Source organism: Pedobacter albus (assembly GCF_036324255.1).
GTDB classification, from domain to species: domain Bacteria; phylum Bacteroidota; class Bacteroidia; order Sphingobacteriales; family Sphingobacteriaceae; genus Pedobacter; species Pedobacter albus.
Window position 1 is genome coordinate 271,428 of the sequence record NZ_JAZDQT010000002.1, and the last position, 17,540, is coordinate 288,967.

A 17,540-nucleotide genomic window follows, 5' to 3' on the forward strand; every position below is an offset into this window, starting at 1 on the left:
TTTAAAAACCGTGTTGTAACACTCTTTTTTGGAGTACCTTAGTCGGGCTTTACATAGGCAATTTCCACACGGGCATAACCCAGTTTGTAAATGCCCAAGGCCTTGGCCGCTCCCTGCGAAATGTCTAGCGAAAACTTACGGTTAAAGGGTCCGCGGTCGTTCACCTTTACTTCTACGGTTTTGCCGCTAACCAGGTTTTTGACTTTGATGATGGTGCCGAAAGGCAGGCTGCGATGGGCGGCCGTAAATTTCTTGGCGCGGTATCTTTCGCCACTGGTGGTTTTGCGGCCTTCGAACTTTTTGGCGTAATAGGTGGCCAATATGATTTGCTTGGTGGTGTCGCTTGCTTTGGCCACGATTTCTTGCGCCTTTAGGGCAAAAGAGGCAAAGCAGAGGAGTGCTAGCAGCTGTAAATGATATTTCATCTGTTAATTTTTTGTTTGTTGGCCAGCCTAAGCTGCCACCATCAAAATATACATTCGTTTACGCTACAAAACCTAACGATGTGCATTATCATTTTGTTAAGCGGATGGCAAATATACAAAATATGAGCAGCTTGGCCACAACTTGTTTGTTTATCCCCTCTTTTGGGGCATTGGCGAGCTTGCAATAACCTTGCCATTAAACACGCTGTTATGCTTTTTGGCATGAGGCTACAGGTTAAATCTTGCCACAGATTAACAGATTTTCAGTCATTACTTTGTTGGCATCTCCGCCAATAATCTAATTTTTACATAAACTACCCATATATAAGGTTGCCACAGCTTAACAGCTTAATAAAAATAAAATCCGTTAATCTGTGGTTTGTTACACTCTTTTAATTCCCTCACCAAAGGGGGCATTAGATGCAGAGAATTTAGCTAAAACCACAAATGCCCAGCTTTTGCCGGGCATTTGTGGTTATTATGGAGTCTTTCTTATTGCTTTTTATCAGGCACGAAATTCATAGAGATAGAATTTACGCAGTGACGGGTATTTTTTGCGGTTAAGCCTTCGCCTACAAATACGTGGCCGAGGTGGGCACCACAATTGGCGCAGATAATTTCGGTACGTTGTCCATCGGCATCAGGTACGCGCTTCACGGCACCTTTAATTTCGTCGTCAAAAGCCGGCCAGCCACAATGGGCATCGAATTTAGAATCAGATCGGTACAAAGGCGCATTGCAGCGCTTGCAGGCATAGGTTCCTTTTTCAAAAAACTTGTCGTATTTGCCGGTACCCGGATATTCGGTTCCTTTGCGTACGATTACGTCTTCTTCTTCCTTGGTTAATTTGTTGTATTCCATTTTCTTAGTGGTTTTTGAAGGCGCTTTCTTTTCTTGTTGCGCACAGGCGGCCAAACCTGTCACTAGCAACAAGCCGAGCACCATAAATGTTTTATTGATCATTGTTTTCATTTGCTATACTGTTTTCAAAACAATATACGTTTTGTCGCGCCTTTTGGTTTTTACTTACAGCCTTATACAAATATAATTAATCAACTTTGTTTTATTGACTTGGTGGCGTTAGGCGAAAGTCATAATTGGCAAACACTTGCGAAGCTTTAAAAACTTCGCAGGTGTAGTTCATTGGTTCATTGGTTCATTGGTCATTAGTTCATTAGGGGCATCACTCTACAGGAGGGGAACAGCTTATTAGCTGATTGCTAAATTGTGTTGTGGTTAAATTGTTTTGGTGTTAACTGCAATCTATCGCCATAAGATTGCTTCGTTACTAACGTTCCTCGCAATGACGATCTGCCGAACGCTGAACACTAAACGCCATACGCAAAACCCGATAACCCCAAACGCAAAAAGCATCCTACCAAGTAGAATGCTTTTGCTATCGTTAACCTAAAAGGTCTGCTTATTTTTTCAATAGGTTAGCCATGGCTGCACCAATTTCGGCAGGGCTTTCTACTACGGTGATACCGCACTCGGCCATGATTTTCATTTTGGCAGCTGCTGTATCGTCGGCACCGCCAACAATTGCGCCAGCGTGGCCCATTCTACGTCCCGGAGGCGCTGTTTGGCCAGCGATGAAACCAACAACCGGCTTAGTACCGTTTTCTTTGATCCAAAGGGCAGCTTCGGCTTCCATGCCACCGCCAATCTCACCAATCATGATGATGCCTTCGGTTTCTGGATCGTTCATCAACAACTCAACCGCTTGTTTGGTAGTTGTACCGATAATCGGGTCGCCACCGATACCGATAGCCGTAGTGATACCCATACCTGCTTTTACTACCTGATCAACGGCTTCGTAAGTTAAGGTTCCAGATTTTGAAACCACACCTACTGTACCTCTTTTGAAGATAAAGCCTGGCATGATACCAATTTTGGCTTCGTCGGCAGTGATGATACCTGGACAGTTAGGACCGATTAAACGGCAATCTCTGCCAGTGATATAAGATTTTACAGCAATCATATCCTTGGTTGGGATACCTTCTGTAATACAAACAATTACTTTAATGCCTGCTTCTGCAGCTTCCATAATGGCATCGGCTGCGAACGGAGGAGGTACAAAAATAATAGATACATTGGCACCAGCTTTATCAACTGCATCTTTTACAGTGTTAAATACAGGTCTATCCAAGTGTGTTTGGCCACCTTTGCCTGGGGTTACACCACCAACAACGTTCGTACCGTAAGCTATCATTTGCTCAGCATGGTAGGTACCTTCGTTTCCGGTAAAACCCTGAACAATTACTTTTGAATCTTTATTTACTAAAACACTCATTATATCTATTTTTTTGCATGCAAATCTAAGGTAATTGAAATGCAATGTCAACTGCAAAAGGCAGATAATTTGTCACATCTTTATTTTACGGACACACCGGTCTGGAATAAGATGCATGCTGCCTCTAAACCTGACAAGCATTATCGCTTAATAATTCGAATATTGAAATTTTTGGGCTTCGGCCAGGTAGAAACTATCGGTAATCAGCTTATCTATTCGATCGATTATCTTTAGCAATTCTTCCCTTCGTTGTTTTTTGGCCACTGCCTCTACAGCCTCTTCAAAGTTGTAAAGTTCGTCATCCAGCACTTTTTGCTTCAATCCGCCAATAAAAAAACTCTTTTCCTTAGTGATGGGATAACTTTTTTCGTCGTAATAACTTTTATCATACACATAAACGGCATAAGCTGCATAGGCATAGATGCGCTGGTATTGATGCCCAAAATAAGTACCGCCAGTTTGGAGTCTGCCATTCAGTTCATTAATCAGCCTAAACAAAGCAATCAGGGTTTGCCTTTCCTTGTCAAAATTTGGCTTGCTGTTTCGTTGCTTCAGAAAATAGGCATACATCAGGTAGTAATCGTCTTTACAGACCTCGCAGGCAAACTGGTTGAATTCTTTTTCTTCCTGATTTTGGGGTTCGTAGCCCATACCTCGAGTGGCGTAAGCTTCGTCGGGCCGCTGAAAAAATTCTTCGCTAAACTGCGGGATTACCTTTTTGGCCATCGATAGCCTATACTTTTCGAATTGAATGGTATCGCCGGGCATAAACACAACCGAAACAATTTCTGATGGCTTTGCGGTTACTTTCTTTTCAGGCGATCTGCAAGCGCAAAAAAGCACCATGGCCAACAAGAAGCGCAAATTGTTTTTCATCATGGCTAAAAATGGTCTTCCTCTGCCTTTTCGATGGCCAAGGGCCTAATGGCGTTCTGGTATTTTTCCTCGTCAAATTCGTTTTCGCTTTTGGCAATCACAATGGTGGCAATACCGTTGCCGATCATGTTGGTAATGGCGCGGGCCTCGCTCATAAACCTGTCTACGCCCAACAAAATAGCGATATGCTCAACCGGCATGATCTTGAGCGCCGTCAGCGTACTGGCCAATACAATAAAACCGCTGCCCGTTACTCCGGCGGCCCCTTTCGAGGTAACCATCAACACCGCCATGATCGAAATCTGTTCGCCCAGGCTTAAATCGATATTGAATACCTGCGTTAAAAAAATAACCGCCATGGCCAGGTAAATAGAAGTACCGTCAAGGTTGAAGGAATAGCCCGTTGGGATCACCAAACCCACCACCGATTTGTCGCAGCCAATGTCTTCCATTTTGCGCATCATGCTGGGCAATACCGACTCTGACGACGAAGTACCCAAAACAATCAGGATTTCCTGTCTGATATATTTAAGGTAGGCCCACAAGCTGAATTTATAAAAACGACAAATGAGATTAAGCACCACAAAAATAAAGAGGAAACAGGTGAGGTAAACCGAGCCCATCAAGCTGGCCATAGGCTTAAGCGTGCCGATTCCGTAGGTACCGATGCTAAAAGCCATGCCTCCAAAGGCACCAATGGGCGCCACGCGCATCACCACCTTCATCATGTTGAACAGTACTTTTGAAATCTTGTCGAAAGTACCCAGCAAAGACTGGCCCGGAGTTCCGAGCTTGCTCAGTCCGTAGCCAAACAAAATGGCGAAGAACAAAATCTGCAATATTTCACCCTTGCTAAAAGCCTCAAATATATTTTTGGGGATGATATGCGTTACAAATTCGAGCCATTTGATTTCGCCCGCCTGCTCGGCATATTTGGCAATTTTGGTCACATCGCCTTCCGGTACCTTAACGCCAACCCCAGGTTTTAGGATATTGGCCACCAAAAGTCCGATGGCAATGGCCGCCGTGGTTACGATCTCAAAATACAGCAATGCCTTGCCGCCTACACGACCAACCCGCTTCATATCGCCCATGTGGGCAATGCCCAAAACAATGGTAAAAAATATGATGGGCGCAATGAGCATGCTGATGAGGTTGATAAAGCACTTGCTGATGAGCTCGGCACTTGGCGCAAAACCCGGAAAATACACCCCCACAATTACGCCAAGGGTAATGGCCACCAAAACTTGAAAGGTTAAATTAGAAAGTATAGACTTCATCTGAAACAGAAATTAAGGTTGAAATATAAAACTATTTTCTGGCGCGATGGCTATTTTTTGGCAAATGGAAAAAAAAGCATCGGCATTAGATAAATAAAGACAATTTGTACGTTGTAAGAGCTATAATCCTGTTTTACTGGATTAATGCCTATCTTTACCCACAAGAATGCCATCAAAATGAGAAATTTTTGCCTTTCCCTTTTTTTCATCGCCACGATACTGTTTGTTTATTCCTGCAAAAAAGAGGTTGTTGAACCGCAACCCTTAGTGCAGAAGCAGATTTTGGGCAGATGGCCTTTAAGATACACCATCAAAAGCGTGTATGTAGACAATATCACGATGTGGCCCGATACCACCAACAAGTACAACCCGGTTGATACGCTGGTTTTTAGAACCGATGGCAAGGTCATTACCCGCAGGGCCGGCGTGGCCATAGACAGTACCACCTATAGCATCGATGCCCAGGGATCTCACATTACCTTTGGCACCAACGCACCGAAAAAGCTAAGCTTTGTACGCTACAAAAGCCTGGGCATTGCTACCGAAACCATTGTTAAAAATGGATCGAGTACCACCAAAACCGTTATTGAAGACCAATATTTCAGGTAAGCGGGTTAGTCCTTGGCAATTCCGGCCGAAGAAAACTGCAGTTCGTACAAACGCTTGTAGTAGCCGTCTATTTTAAGCAGCTGCTGGTGGGTACCTTTTTCCTTGATTTCGCCTTTGTCTAACACAATAATCAAGTCGGCCTTTTGGATGGTCGACAAGCGATGCGCAATGACGATGGAAGTCCGGCCATTCATCAGTTTGTCGATGGCATTTTGGATCAGCATTTCGGTTTCGGTATCAACCGATGAAGTAGCTTCGTCGAGTACAAGTATGGCAGGCTGGTAAACCAAGGCACGGATAAACGACAGCAATTGGGCCTGCCCGGCCGAAAGCGTAGCACCGCGTTCCATCACATTGTAGTGGTAGCCTCCCGGCAAGCGTTCGATAAAATCATGTGCCCCTACTTTTTTGGCGGCCGCTACTACTTCATCAATGGTAATTGCGGGATTGCTGAGCGTAACGTTGTTAAAAATCGTGTCTGAAAACAGAAATACGTCCTGTAGCACCGTGGCAATATGGCTGCGCAGGTAGCCCAACTCATAGTCTTTAATGTTTACGCCATCAACCTTGATGGTACCTTTCTGGATTTCGTAAAAGCGATTGAGGATATTGATGGTGGAAGATTTGCCCGCTCCCGTAGCCCCTACCAAAGCCACGGTTTGCCCCGGTTTTACCTCGAACGAAATATTTTTAAGCACATAGCCATCTTCGGGTACTTCGCCGTCTTGGTTATAGCTGAACCACACCTGTTCAAAACTGATTTCTCCCTCCATCTTGGCTGGCGCATAAGTGCCTTTGTTTTCGGTGGCTTCATCGGTATCGAGCACCTTAAAAACACGTTCGGCCCCTACCATACCCATTTGCAGGGTATTGAATTTATCGGCAAGCTCCCTGATGGGCCTAAACAACATGTTGATGAACATGATGAAAGTGGTAATGGTGCCGGGCTTTACATTTAAGGGTTTATCTAAAATCATTTTAGCGCCATACCAGATGAGCAAGCCCAGCGAAAGCGCAGAAATCAACTCTACAACCGGAAAAAAGATAGAATAATACCAATTGGATCGGATATTGGCATCGCGGTAACGCGAATTGATTTTTTTAAATTTCTTGTACTCCTGTTCTTCCCTGGCAAAATATTGGATAATGGATATCCCACTGATGTGTTCCTGCAAATAAGTATTGAGGTTAGACACCTCGGTTCTGATTTCCTGAAAAGCCACTTTGATGGCCTTTTGAAAAATACGGGTAGCGATGATAAGGAAAGGTATAGGCAACAGCACCACCAGGGTCAGTTCCCAGTCCATATAGAGCATCACGCCAATGATGACGACAACCTGCAACAAATCGCCAACCATGGCGATCAGGCCTTCCGAAAAGATATCGGCAATGGTTTCCAAATCGGAAACGGTACGTGTAATCAGCTGCCCGATAGGCGTTTGGTCGAAATACTTGAGCCTGAGTTTGCTGATGTGATTGAACACATTGATGCGTAAATCTCTAATGGCCGATTGGCCCAGCGTATTGGTAGACAGTGTTTGACTGTACTGCACCAGGGTTTGGAGCACCAACAGGGCAACCATCAAGATTATCATGCTTACCAAGCCTTTGTAGTTTCCTTTTAAAATAAACTGGTCTAGGGTGTAACCAATGAGGTAAGGCCTAACCGGCGTAATAACAGCCAGGAGCAAGGTAAGCGCCACCGACCACCTGAAAACCGCACGATAAGGCTTTACATACTCAAAAACACGCTTGAGCAGGTTCACATTAATGGCATCTCCAGTTATTTTAGACATAGTTATTTTAATTTTGAATGATTGAATGTCTCAATGATTGAATGTTTTACATTACAAATGAATGTTTTTAACTACAACATATTCTCTAATTCCTTCATTCACTCATTCTCTAATTCTCTAATTCACTCATTCACATAAGGATACTCGATCTTAACCAAATACAGGCCACAGGCAGGCACCGACTGTCCGGCTTTGCTGCGGCTTTTGCTGGCCACAATATCGGCTACGCCCTGAGGAGCCAAATCGCCCTTGCCCACCAGCACCAGCGTACCTACAATGGCCCTCACCATGTTCCTTAAAAAACGGTCGGCACTGATATTGAAGACCAAGCCATCAGCCCTTTCTTCAAACCTGGCTTCGGTAATCTTGCAATTATTGGTAAAAGTCTGGGTTTTCGACTTGCTGAAACAAGAAAAATCAGTAAAATCCAACAACAATTGCGCGGCCTGGTTCATGGCAGCCACATTGAGCGAGCCTTTATACAGCCAAGAACGATCTAGCTTAAAGGGATCTTTCTCAAAGTGGAGATGGTATTTATAGGAACGCGAAGTGGCATCAAAACGTGCATGGGCCTCCCCATCAACAGCAAAAATCCGTTTAACCGCAATGCTGTAAGGCAAAAGCGAATTGATGCCCCCAACGGCATGCAGCACCGTGGCCTCGGGCAGGTCGACCACGTCAAAATGGGCAAAAAACTGCGTGGCATGTACGCCGGCATCGGTACGCCCGCAGCCCAAGCTCGCTATTTCCTGCCTAAAGAAAATGCCCAATGCCTTATCCAAACATTCCTGAACCGTAATTCCGTTCGGCTGCGTTTGCCAACCATGATAGCTGGTGCCATCGTAGCTCAATTCGATAAAGTACCTTTTCTTGTTCACTTGCTGCAAAAATACTTTTTTCTGTGCATTAATCCTTTGGGCAGCCTGCATTTGCCATGGCTATTTTCGCAAAATCTTTTTTACGTCAAACAGCGCATGTATTTATTGCTTTTAAATGCATTTTTTAGCTAAGTTTGTTAAAATTATCTGGAATTATATGATACAAAGAATACAATCTATTTGGCTGTTGCTGGCCTGTGTAACGATCAGTTGCTTAATTTTTGTTCCTATTGTCAACACTTCCATTGGCAGCGCACAATACCTTTTAACCGCCCAGGGCATTTATGAAAAGGTAGGCGAACAAAGCAAACAGCTAGAAGCTTCGTTGCCTGTTCTGATCAGCACCATTGCCATAGCCCTGCTAGCCCTTTTCAACATCTTCAATTTCCGCAAAAGAGCCTTGCAAAAGAGAATAGCCCTTGTTACCATCGTACTCATTATCGGCCTTTCTTTCTGGTGCAGCCAATATGCCAAAAAAATACCTGGTGGCTTGGAAAATGCCAATTATAACGTTGGCCTGTTTTTGCCTGTCATTTCGATTTTCTTTATCCTGTTGGCTATCCGTGGCATTAATAATGACGAAAAACTGATCAAGTCTGCCGACCGTTTGCGGTAGATTTGACTCATGATCAAAGGACTTTACGAAACCCATATCGAGGTCGAAAACCTGGAACGGTCTATCGATTTCTATAAAAACACGCTCGGCTTAACCCAATGCCACTACGAAGAGGCTCGCCGTATTGCTTTCTTCTGGATTGGCGAAGCCCAGGGCGCCATGCTGGGCATTTGGGAAAAACCTGCAGGAGAAGTAGCCAAAAGGCATTTTGCTTTTAGGTGCGAGGTAGACGATATTTTGCAGCATTCAGTCCAGTTCCTAAAAGACAGGAACCTGAAGCCCTACAACTTTCTAAAAAACGGCAGCGAAGAACCCATGGTTTTTGCCTGGATGCCAGCCATAGCCATCTATTTTAACGACCCCGACGGCAACTCGTTAGAATTTATTGCCATATTGGAGGGTGAGGCCAAGCCCGAACTGGGCGTTGTTTCTTATGAACAGTGGATGGCCCAAAAGTAGGCTTCCAAACAAAACCTTTTTTACAAAAGCAACCCAAATGAAACCTTTATTTGTACTGATCGGCGTCTTCATCATCAGCCTATTTGTAACCCGGTACGCAACAGGCACCTATAATTTTGCCTTATCGGGAAGCATCGCCATGGCGGCCATGCTCGTTTTTACCACCATTGGCCATTTCGCATTTCCCAAAGGCATGGCTTTGATGGTTCCGAATTTTGTGCCTTTTAAAACAGGCATGGTTTATTTGACCGGCCTACTCGAACTTGCCTTTGCCATTGGCTTGCTGCTAAAAGACTGGCGCATAGACACCGCCTGGGCACTTTTGGTCTTTTTGGCCATCATGCTACCGGCCAATATCAAAACCGCCCTGCAACATATCGACTACCAGAAAGGCACTTTTGATGGTCCCGGGCCAAAATACCTTTGGTTCAGGATTCCCTTGCAATTGTTTTTTATGGCTTGGGTATATTTCTTTTGCATAGCCTTATAATTTTCAGCCTTTAAATTCTCCATTTAACCCCATGCGCCCAACCGCTATGATGTCCAAACAAGCTGCCTGCTCTATTTTTCTTTTGGTATTGCTCATTACCCACCGCTCATTTGCACAGGAGCAAAGCTATAACCACGTTAAAGTAGACAGCCTAAGCGCTGCGCAAACCAGGGCCACGCTCAACCAAATTCCGACCGAAAACTTTCAAAAACGGACCTACAAACAACAAGAGCAAGCACTGCCTTATCGGCTGCTGTTGCCTAAAAACTACGACAAGACTCAAAAATATCCGCTGATCATTACCTTCCATAATTCTGCTCGAATTGGCAACGACAACGAGAAACAGCTCGAGCCCTTGGCAAGGATATGGCTTAGGGACGAAATTTACAACAACTACCCTTGTTTTGTTGTGGCGCCTCATTTTAACGAGCGTTCTTCAAACTACAGCGAAAATAAAGCCGGTTTTTTAGAATCAAAACCTACTGAGCAGGTCAACTTGGTCCTTGGCTTGCTCCGACAGCTCGAACAAGAATTTCCTGAGATAGACAAGGATCGTATTTACCTGGTTGGCTATTCTATGGGTGCTTCAACGGCGCAAAACCTGCTCAGCTTGGCTCCCAAAAAGTTCGCAGCCATGGTTTCTATTGCGGCCGTTCCCGATTTCTCCAACCTCAAGGCAATGAAACGCAAAAACATCCTCCTCATCCACGGTCAAAAGGACGATGAAAACCCCTATAGAGGCAGCGCTGAACTGTTCAGCAAACTGAAAGGCAATCCAAAGGCAACTTTTATCACCTTTACAGAACTGGATCACAACACGATTAACATGCCCCTGCTTTTGACTGACCAACTGCCCCGTTGGCTTTTTAATCAACGCCGTTAAAAGCCAACTGCTGCATTATTTTTTTTGCACTGCATTGGTTAAATAGCCCGGATTGAAGCGTCATCCTTTTTGGTTGCCAAGACAAAAAGATATAGCGGAAAGCCGGACTTGCCTTCATCATGGCAGTGAGATTGCGCTCCAAAGCGCTTAATTTGACAAACTGATTATGGAATAAACCCTTGTTGCGCATCTATCCAATAAAACCCAAACAAAAACTTATGCACATTAATGTAATCCACTACTTTTGGGCTGTAATGCTTGCCGGCCTTTTGCTTACAGGCTGCAGCACGCCAAAAGAAAGAGCGGAAAAGAATTTGGCTACAGCAAATGCGGCCTACCTTAAACAAGCTACCGATTTTATTCGGGCTGTTGCACCAAAAGACGATTACATTTTAAACGACAGACCCGACAGCGGCGCGGGCTTTAACTGTTTGGACGGGCTAAAGGAAGATAGTTTGTTAACCAAAGCCGAACTGGACTACGTCATACAGCAAAGTACACAACCGCCCATTAAAAAATGGACAACCGACCTCATTCCCAACACTAAATTGATCAGTGCCGATACCATTAGCCAAATTTTTAACGATCGCAAAAAAGGCTGGGATTACTTTTACAAAAAAATAGGCCGCAGTGTTTCTTCTTATTCCGCTCCCATTTTTTTGAGAAATAACACCTATTGTCTTTTTTATAATTCAAACGGCTGCGGATGGCTTTGCGGCACTGGCCGACTCAGTTTATACAAAAAAGAAGGCAAGCAATGGAAAATCGTAAAAACGTATTGTAATTGGATCAGTTAGCCGTACCTACTAACCTACTCAAAGTCAACCCATTTGACACAGGGGCACTTTCAAAAACTATTTCCCTGAAAATCTGTGAAATACGGAATATTAACCGTACCTTTGCGGCTTAATTAAAAAATGTTATAATGATAAACCCATTTAGTAAATTGGGGATAAGTGATGACGTTGTTAATGCCGTAAAAGAGCTAGGTTTCGAAAATCCTACGCCTATTCAGGAGCAATCCATTCCTGTACTGTTAGAAGGTAGTAACGACTTTGTTGGTTTGGCCCAAACAGGAACAGGAAAAACAGCCGCATTCGGATTGCCGCTGTTAGAATTGATAGACTTTAAGAGCAATAAGCCACAGGCACTGATTTTGTGCCCTACCCGTGAGCTTTGTCTGCAAATTGCAAACGACATCAAGAATTTCTCAAAAAACACGCCTAATGCACACGTAGTTGCCGTTTACGGTGGCGCGAACATTATGCAACAACTACGCGAGATACGCAATGGCGTACAAATCGTAGTGGCCACGCCCGGCCGTATGTTAGACATCATTGGCCGTAAAGCCATCGATTTCTCTAACGTGAAATATGTAGTACTAGACGAAGCCGACGAAATGTTGAACATGGGCTTCCAAGAAGACATCAACGATATCTTGTCTACTACTCCAGACGACAAAAAAACATGGTTATTTTCTGCCACCATGCCTGCAGAAGTTCGCCGTATAGCCAAAAACTATATGGAAAACCCTGTAGAATTGACCATGGGCACCAAAAATACTGGCAACGTCAACATCGACCACGAATATTATGTGGTTCGTGCCAGAGATAAATATGCCGCCCTGAAACGTATTGTAGATTTTAACCCGGAAATTTTTGCCGTGGTTTTCTGCAAAACCAAAATGGATACGCAAGAAGTGGCAGATCACTTGATCAAAGACGGTTATAACGCGGATTCTTTGCACGGCGACCTTTCGCAGCAACAACGCGACAAGGTAATGCAACGTTTTCGCGAAAGACACATGCAATTGCTGATTGCAACAGACGTGGCCGCCCGCGGTATCGACGTAAACAACGTGACCCACGTTATCAACTACGCATTGCCTGACGAGATTGAAAGCTACACCCACCGCAGCGGCCGTACCGGTCGTGCAGGCAAAACCGGTGTTTCTATCTGTATCGTTAACTCGAAAGAGATCGGCAAGATCCGTCAGATCGAAAGAATTATTGGCAAGCAGTTTACCAAAGCCGAATTGCCAACAGGTTTCGACGTATGCGAAAAACAATTGTTCGCCTTGGTACACAAAGTACACAACGTAGAAGTAAACACCGACCAAATCGACCAGTACATTCCACGTATCATGGACGAGTTTGCCGAATTGAGCAAAGAAGAGGTGATTAAACGTTTTGCATCGTTAGAATTTAACCGTTTCTTAGAATACTACAAAAACGCCCCAGACCTGAACGCAAGTGCCGAAGAGCGTGGCGACAGAGGCGATCGTGGCCCAAGAAACTTTGGCAACAGCGATTATACCCGTTTGTTCATCAACGTAGGTTCGGTTGACGATTTTACCAGAGGCGATTTGTTGGGTTTTGTATGTAACAATGGCAAAATCAGCGGCAAGGCAGTTGGCAAAATCGACTTGAAAGGTGTTTTCTCTTTTATTGAGGTAGAAAACGATTCGGTTGATTCATTGTTCAACAACTTTAAAGACGTTCAATACAACGGCCGCGAAGTAAGGTTGGAAAAAACCTCTGAAGAAGCCCGTAGCGAAAAACGCAGCTTTGGTGGTGGCAGTGGCCGTCGCGATCGCGATCGTGGTGGTTATGGTGGTGGCGACAGAAGAGGCGGTTCAGGCCGTCGCGAAGGCGGAAACTTCAATGGTGGTGGCGGTTTCAGGGATTTCTCTGGTCGCAGCCGTGAAGATAGAGGCGGTTACGGTACAAACCGTGGCGATCGTCGCGATAGCCGTGGCGACAGAGGCGGAAGCAAACGCAGGTCATAGACCCAAGCCCATAAAAAACAAAAACCCGATCATTCAGTTGACCGGGTTTTTTTATACCTAATTTTCTTTTGGTCTGTCTTTAATTTCGCTGGCCTTGAGGTAAACCTTTGCGCCTTTTTTGTTTACATAATATTTCTTGTTCTTGCCGTCGATATACACGTTAGAACCATCGGGTGCCATTTTGCCTTTGTAAGTCTCGTCGGCCACCTTAGAAGCGCCCTTAACCGCTACTTCGGCCGTTTTGTTGCCCACACTTTTTGCGCCTTTCTCAACGGCATGGCCGGTTTTACTCAACGCTTTGCCTACCTTGGTCTTCTTTTCCTGCTTTTCTTGTGCTACCGCAGTAAAAGTAACCGAAGCAATCATTGCCATGGCTGCTAGGCCAATTAAATACTTTCTTTTCATGATACGTTATTTTAACTAGATTTTAACTAGAAACAAGGCAATGGCTGCTTTGTTTTGAAAATTGAGCAACTTAACGGACCTACGCCTAAAAATTAATTTAAAATTTATAATAAAAGTTTAATTTTACTAAACAAATCATTTACGTATATGAAACTGAAATTAACCTTATTGTTCGCCTGTATGGCTCTGGGCGCACTGGCCCAAACCACCAAAACGAGAAACATTGTCTTCATTTCTGTCGACGGCTATCGCTGGCAGGAATTATTTAATGGCGCCGATTCTTCGCTCATGAAACTTAAGAAGTATCGCCAACAAGATTCAAGTGCTGTTTTTAAAAAATATTGGGCCAACAGCGTTGCCGAAAGAAGAAATTTGCTGATGCCATTTTTTTGGGGTACGCTAGCCAAACAGGGACAGCTTTATGGCAACCGGACTTTGGGCAACAAGGTAAACGTTAGGAATCCTTATTGGTTCAGCTATCCTGGTCGCAGCGAAACCATAACCGGTTATGCCGACCCGAAAGTAAACAGCAACAGCTATCCCAATAATCCCAACGAAAATGTCTTGGAGTTTGTAAATCAGCAAAAAGGCTACCAAGGCAAAGTGGTTACTTTTGCCGGCTGGGCACCAGTGGCCCAAATCGTTAACCACGACCGGAACAAGATGCCCTTGATTAACCCCTACGAAAAAGTAAGCGGCGCCAAACTTACAGAAGCCCAGCAATTGGCCAACGAACTGCAAGACTATCTGCCAACTTATTTTGGCAAGGAAGTACGTTGGGATGCCAACACCTATGCCATTGCCAAAACTTATATTGCCGCCAACCACCCGAAAATGGTGTATATCGATTTTGCAGACCCCGACGATTTTGGGCACGCCGGACAATATGATTTTTACCTCGATTGCGCCAATTACATCGATGCCATGATTGGCAATTTATGGAAAGCCATGCAGGCCGACCCTTTTTACAAAGACAATACCACTTTTGTAATCTGCCCAGATCACGGCCGTGGCACTAATGGCAAGTGGGTATCGCACGGCACTTCGGCACCCGGTTCAAACGAAACCTGGCTGGCCGTAATTGGCCCAGATACACCGGCTGGCGGAGAAATGAAAGGCGAGGAGCAAATTTACCAGGACCAAATTGCGCAAACCATGGCCAAATTGTTAGGCTTCACGTTTACGGCCAACCATACTATTGGAGCATTTATTCCAACGGCGTTTAAGCAATAAGCTAAGATTTCGTCTTGGCGAGGCACTTACGAAGTTTTAGAAACTTCGTAAGTGTATGCTGGCGGATTATATTGCTTGCGCTGGGTTTGTTTGCACGATTGATAAAAGGCATTGTACGCCTCTTCCATGGCTGCAGCATCCTGCTGACCTGCATAATCCATCAGGTAGACATTGGCTTTGGGCTTAAAATTGGCCAAAAAATCGAGCAGTACCACTGCAAAAACCACTTGGATAGGTTGTTTGTTCTTTTTGAGAATACGGTCTAAGCCCTGTTCAAAATGGATGCGATCTAAATGCTGCGAGTAAACCCCACCTTGCGGAAAGATGCCCAGCATATTTTTAGGATCGCTTAGTAAAGATGCCGCATAATTGAGCGAATCGACAATAGACTTTGATTTTTTGTCGACAGAAAAACAGCCGATGTACTTTAACGGCTTGAAATTACGCATCTGCTCTTCGAGCACCATTACCTTAAACTCTTTTTTCAGTACTTTCCGGCAAAGAAAGTGCATCATTGGCCCATCGTTAAAGCTAAAGTGGTTCATCACCAACAGGGTGGCCACCTCGGTTTTGATGACTGGCGCATCCAAGAAAACGATCTTCGAAAACTTAGACAACAAATACTTTTCTGCCGCCAGCATTAACCATTGTACCAATCGGATGGGCCTGTCTTTAATCATGATGTTGTTTAAGCTGGGTGGCCAAATAATTGTTCATTTCTGCATTTACCAATTCGTGTCCGCCATCAAACACATGGATGTTCGGATCGGCAAGCAAGGTACTAAACCGTTCGCCAATTTTGCTGGGGAAGAGCTTGTCTTTTTTGCCAAAATAAAAATGGCAGTCGATTTTGTGTGTATTGATGGCTTCGGCAATACGCTTGCGGTTAAACTTGAGCTGGGCGTAATAGGTAATGGTATTGTAGCAAGTGAGCCTTGTTTCGGTAGTGCCAAACTCAGCCTTTAAAATCCGATGGATGGCCTCGTCGATGTAATTGAGCTTCAGCAACAGATTTAAGCAAAAAGTAACGGTTTTGGGACTATAAACCAGTTTGTAAAAAATCCTGTTCACCACAAAATTGGCACCGCCTAGCTTCAACAAGCGGTTTGGCTCTATGCCGTCGGGCGCAATGAGGTAAGTAGCCGCAATTCTATGCGGCAAGTTCTCTATCAGACAAAGGGCCATTCTCGTGCCGATGCTATACGACAACAGGGCTACTTTTTCTGTTCCGGGAAATTCGGCATCGAGAAACTGGTTGATGTGCGCAGCAAATTCGCGGGCATCAAGACCTTTACGGATATGCCCTACCGAATTGTCGTTGAGGCGTGTTTCGCCATGAAAAAACAAATCGAAACTAATGATGCGGTATTTTTGGCCAAAAGCTTCTTCAAGCACTTTAAACTGAGTGCCACGCATACCAAAACCATGGAAGGCCAGCAAAATCTCCTTGCCGTTTCCATACTCGTGGTAATGCAGGTTGCTTGATGCGGTCTTAAAAATGGGCATACTTTAGTTTAGCTTTTCGGTCAGCAGGCGCATTTCGATATGTGGCGAATGCTTTTCGTACAAAACCGCATATACCGCCCTGGCAATAGGCATTTCTACTTTATATTTTTTGTTGATGTGATGCATGCAACTCGAGGCATAATAGCCTTCGGCAACCATATTCATTTCGAGTTGGGCCGATTTTACGGTATAGCCTTTGCCAATCATGTTGCCAAAGGTACGGTTGCGGCTAAACTGCGAATAGGCCGTTACCAATAAATCGCCCAAATAAGCCGACTCCTTGATATCCCGATCAATGGGGTGCACGGCATCTACAAAATCCTTGATTTCCCTGATGGCATTGGAAATGAGCACGGCCTGAAAATTATCGCCATAGCCTACGCCATGGCAAATGCCACTGGCTACTGCATAAATATTCTTTAAAACCGCCGCATATTCGGTTCCGAAAATATCGTCAGACACATTGGTTTTGATATACCTGGTGCCCAACAGCTTGGCAAAATAATCGGCTTGGGCCACATCGGTACTGGCAATGGTCAAATACGACAGCTTTTCGAGTGCTACTTCTTCGGCATGGCAAGGCCCGCTGATCACTAAAATATCGTTTAACGGCACTTCGAACTTTTGGTGCATAAATTCGCCAATGATGAGGTTTTCATCGGGCACGATCCCCTTAATGGCCGATACGATTTTCTTGCCCTTCAGATCTGCCGGACTTACACCTTGCAGGCTTTCCTTTAAAAAAGCTGCAGGCACATTGAGTACCAAATAATCGGCCTGTTTGATAATGGCATGGATATCGGATGAAATATTGTTGGCCGGCACCTTGATTTCGACAGAACTCAGGTAATTGGGATTATGTTTAAACGCCTTGATATGGGCGATGGCTTCTTCATTGCGCATCCACCAGAAAATTTCCTTTTCCGTGAAGTTATCAGACAGCATCTTAATGATAGCTGTTGCCCAACTTCCGCCACCAATCATTGCAATTTTAGGTATCATA

At 44.6% G+C, this 17,540-nt stretch carries 19 protein-coding genes; 8 read left to right on the top strand and 11 right to left on the bottom strand.

Annotated elements, in window-relative coordinates; genetic code table 11:
• Window positions 1-38: 38 nt before the first annotated feature.
• The 5 genes from VRU48_RS11015 to VRU48_RS11035 form a co-directional block, all read right to left on the bottom strand.
• The gene (locus VRU48_RS11015) at window positions 39-425 is read right to left on the bottom strand and encodes a septal ring lytic transglycosylase RlpA family protein (RefSeq protein ID WP_330107976.1); all 387 of its coding nucleotides are present in this window, start codon (window positions 423-425) and stop codon (window positions 39-41) included.
• A gap of 492 nt (window positions 426-917) precedes the next feature.
• Complete coding sequence (locus VRU48_RS11020) at window positions 918-1,397, bottom strand: methionine-R-sulfoxide reductase (protein WP_330107977.1); 480 nt, start codon at window positions 1,395-1,397, stop codon at window positions 918-920.
• Between the two features lie 448 nt (window positions 1,398-1,845).
• Window positions 1,846-2,718, bottom strand: a complete 873-nt coding sequence (sucD, locus tag VRU48_RS11025; RefSeq protein ID WP_199139227.1) for a succinate--CoA ligase subunit alpha — start codon at window positions 2,716-2,718, stop codon at window positions 1,846-1,848.
• Between the two features lie 147 nt (window positions 2,719-2,865).
• Complete coding sequence (locus VRU48_RS11030; RefSeq protein WP_330107978.1) at window positions 2,866-3,597, bottom strand: hypothetical protein; 732 nt, start codon at window positions 3,595-3,597, stop codon at window positions 2,866-2,868.
• Between the two features lie 2 nt (window positions 3,598-3,599).
• Window positions 3,600-4,874 (bottom strand): dicarboxylate/amino acid:cation symporter, encoded by a 1,275-nt coding sequence (locus VRU48_RS11035; RefSeq protein WP_330107979.1) that lies wholly within the window; start codon window positions 4,872-4,874, stop codon window positions 3,600-3,602.
• A gap of 267 nt (window positions 4,875-5,141) precedes the next feature.
• Between VRU48_RS11035 and VRU48_RS11040 the strand changes: the two genes are divergently transcribed.
• Window positions 5,142-5,483, top strand: coding sequence for a hypothetical protein (locus VRU48_RS11040; protein ID WP_330107980.1), 342 nt, complete (start codon window positions 5,142-5,144; stop codon window positions 5,481-5,483).
• A gap of 5 nt (window positions 5,484-5,488) precedes the next feature.
• On the opposite strand, the gene VRU48_RS11045 is transcribed toward VRU48_RS11040, so the two are convergent.
• Together VRU48_RS11045 and truA are read right to left on the bottom strand one after the other, a co-directional pair.
• A complete protein-coding gene (locus VRU48_RS11045) occupies window positions 5,489-7,279 on the bottom strand; it encodes an ABC transporter ATP-binding protein (RefSeq protein ID WP_330107981.1) in 1,791 nt (596 codons plus the stop codon).
• A 122-nt stretch (window positions 7,280-7,401) separates the two neighbouring features.
• Complete coding sequence (gene truA / locus VRU48_RS11050) at window positions 7,402-8,208, bottom strand: tRNA pseudouridine(38-40) synthase TruA (RefSeq protein ID WP_330107982.1); 807 nt, start codon at window positions 8,206-8,208, stop codon at window positions 7,402-7,404.
• Window positions 8,209-8,314: 106 nt separating this feature from the next.
• Here truA and VRU48_RS11055 point away from each other — a divergent pair, with 106 nt between their 5' ends.
• The 6 genes from VRU48_RS11055 (at window position 8,315) to VRU48_RS11080 (ending at window position 13,393) form a co-directional block, all read left to right on the top strand.
• Window positions 8,315-8,773: a DUF4293 domain-containing protein gene (locus VRU48_RS11055; RefSeq protein WP_330107983.1), complete on the top strand. Its 459-nt coding sequence runs from the start codon at window positions 8,315-8,317 to the stop codon at window positions 8,771-8,773.
• A gap of 9 nt (window positions 8,774-8,782) precedes the next feature.
• On the top strand, window positions 8,783-9,232 hold the full coding sequence (locus VRU48_RS11060) for a VOC family protein (protein ID WP_330107984.1): 450 nt from the start codon (window positions 8,783-8,785) through the stop codon (window positions 9,230-9,232).
• Between the two features lie 37 nt (window positions 9,233-9,269).
• Entirely contained in the window at window positions 9,270-9,722 is a 453-nt protein-coding gene (locus tag VRU48_RS11065) for a DoxX family protein (protein ID WP_330107985.1), read from the top strand.
• 46 nt (window positions 9,723-9,768) lie between these two features.
• Window positions 9,769-10,605: a carboxylesterase family protein gene (locus VRU48_RS11070; RefSeq protein ID WP_330107986.1), complete on the top strand. Its 837-nt coding sequence runs from the start codon at window positions 9,769-9,771 to the stop codon at window positions 10,603-10,605.
• A gap of 218 nt (window positions 10,606-10,823) precedes the next feature.
• A complete protein-coding gene (locus VRU48_RS11075) occupies window positions 10,824-11,402 on the top strand; it encodes a hypothetical protein (protein WP_330107987.1) in 579 nt (192 codons plus the stop codon).
• 128 nt (window positions 11,403-11,530) lie between these two features.
• Window positions 11,531-13,393 (top strand): DEAD/DEAH box helicase, encoded by a 1,863-nt coding sequence (locus VRU48_RS11080; RefSeq protein WP_330107988.1) that lies wholly within the window; start codon window positions 11,531-11,533, stop codon window positions 13,391-13,393.
• Window positions 13,394-13,450: 57 nt separating this feature from the next.
• On the opposite strand, the gene VRU48_RS11085 is transcribed toward VRU48_RS11080, so the two are convergent.
• Window positions 13,451-13,798 (bottom strand): hypothetical protein, encoded by a 348-nt coding sequence (locus VRU48_RS11085; RefSeq protein ID WP_330107989.1) that lies wholly within the window; start codon window positions 13,796-13,798, stop codon window positions 13,451-13,453.
• 147 nt (window positions 13,799-13,945) lie between these two features.
• Between VRU48_RS11085 and VRU48_RS11090 the strand changes: the two genes are divergently transcribed.
• On the top strand, window positions 13,946-15,031 hold the full coding sequence (locus tag VRU48_RS11090; protein WP_330107990.1) for an alkaline phosphatase family protein: 1,086 nt from the start codon (window positions 13,946-13,948) through the stop codon (window positions 15,029-15,031).
• A gap of 26 nt (window positions 15,032-15,057) precedes the next feature.
• On the opposite strand, the gene VRU48_RS11095 is transcribed toward VRU48_RS11090, so the two are convergent.
• The 3 genes from VRU48_RS11095 to VRU48_RS11105 are packed head-to-tail and all read right to left on the bottom strand — an operon-like array spanning window position 15,058 to window position 17,539.
• The gene (locus VRU48_RS11095) at window positions 15,058-15,711 is read right to left on the bottom strand and encodes a lysophospholipid acyltransferase family protein (RefSeq protein WP_330107991.1); all 654 of its coding nucleotides are present in this window, start codon (window positions 15,709-15,711) and stop codon (window positions 15,058-15,060) included.
• A complete protein-coding gene (locus VRU48_RS11100) occupies window positions 15,704-16,537 on the bottom strand; it encodes an alpha/beta fold hydrolase (RefSeq protein WP_330107992.1) in 834 nt (277 codons plus the stop codon). The genes VRU48_RS11095 and VRU48_RS11100 overlap by 8 nt, the downstream gene beginning before the upstream one ends.
• 3 nt (window positions 16,538-16,540) lie before the next feature.
• Window positions 16,541-17,539, bottom strand: coding sequence for an NAD(P)H-dependent glycerol-3-phosphate dehydrogenase (locus VRU48_RS11105; protein ID WP_330107993.1), 999 nt, complete (start codon window positions 17,537-17,539; stop codon window positions 16,541-16,543).
• Window position 17,540: the final 1 nt, after the last annotated feature.

Coding starts and splice junctions, on each gene's coding strand:
- VRU48_RS11105 (WP_330107993.1), bottom strand. CDS start 17,539: ATGATACCTAAAATTGCAATGATTGGTGGCGGAAGTTGGGCAACAGCT.
- VRU48_RS11085 (WP_330107989.1), bottom strand. CDS start 13,798: ATGAAAAGAAAGTATTTAATTGGCCTAGCAGCCATGGCAATGATTGCT.
- VRU48_RS11095 (WP_330107991.1), bottom strand. CDS start 15,711: ATGATTAAAGACAGGCCCATCCGATTGGTACAATGGTTAATGCTGGCG.
- VRU48_RS11090 (WP_330107990.1), top strand. CDS start 13,946: ATGAAACTGAAATTAACCTTATTGTTCGCCTGTATGGCTCTGGGCGCA.
- VRU48_RS11070 (WP_330107986.1), top strand. CDS start 9,769: ATGATGTCCAAACAAGCTGCCTGCTCTATTTTTCTTTTGGTATTGCTC.
- VRU48_RS11065 (WP_330107985.1), top strand. CDS start 9,270: ATGAAACCTTTATTTGTACTGATCGGCGTCTTCATCATCAGCCTATTT.
- VRU48_RS11035 (WP_330107979.1), bottom strand. CDS start 4,874: ATGAAGTCTATACTTTCTAATTTAACCTTTCAAGTTTTGGTGGCCATT.
- VRU48_RS11055 (WP_330107983.1), top strand. CDS start 8,315: ATGATACAAAGAATACAATCTATTTGGCTGTTGCTGGCCTGTGTAACG.
- VRU48_RS11045 (WP_330107981.1), bottom strand. CDS start 7,279: ATGTCTAAAATAACTGGAGATGCCATTAATGTGAACCTGCTCAAGCGT.
- VRU48_RS11100 (WP_330107992.1), bottom strand. CDS start 16,537: ATGCCCATTTTTAAGACCGCATCAAGCAACCTGCATTACCACGAGTAT.
- truA (WP_330107982.1), bottom strand. CDS start 8,208: ATGCAGGCTGCCCAAAGGATTAATGCACAGAAAAAAGTATTTTTGCAG.
- VRU48_RS11075 (WP_330107987.1), top strand. CDS start 10,824: ATGCACATTAATGTAATCCACTACTTTTGGGCTGTAATGCTTGCCGGC.
- VRU48_RS11060 (WP_330107984.1), top strand. CDS start 8,783: ATGATCAAAGGACTTTACGAAACCCATATCGAGGTCGAAAACCTGGAA.
- VRU48_RS11015 (WP_330107976.1), bottom strand. CDS start 425: ATGAAATATCATTTACAGCTGCTAGCACTCCTCTGCTTTGCCTCTTTT.
- VRU48_RS11030 (WP_330107978.1), bottom strand. CDS start 3,597: ATGATGAAAAACAATTTGCGCTTCTTGTTGGCCATGGTGCTTTTTTGC.
- VRU48_RS11080 (WP_330107988.1), top strand. CDS start 11,531: ATGATAAACCCATTTAGTAAATTGGGGATAAGTGATGACGTTGTTAAT.
- VRU48_RS11020 (WP_330107977.1), bottom strand. CDS start 1,397: ATGAAAACAATGATCAATAAAACATTTATGGTGCTCGGCTTGTTGCTA.
- sucD (WP_199139227.1), bottom strand. CDS start 2,718: ATGAGTGTTTTAGTAAATAAAGATTCAAAAGTAATTGTTCAGGGTTTT.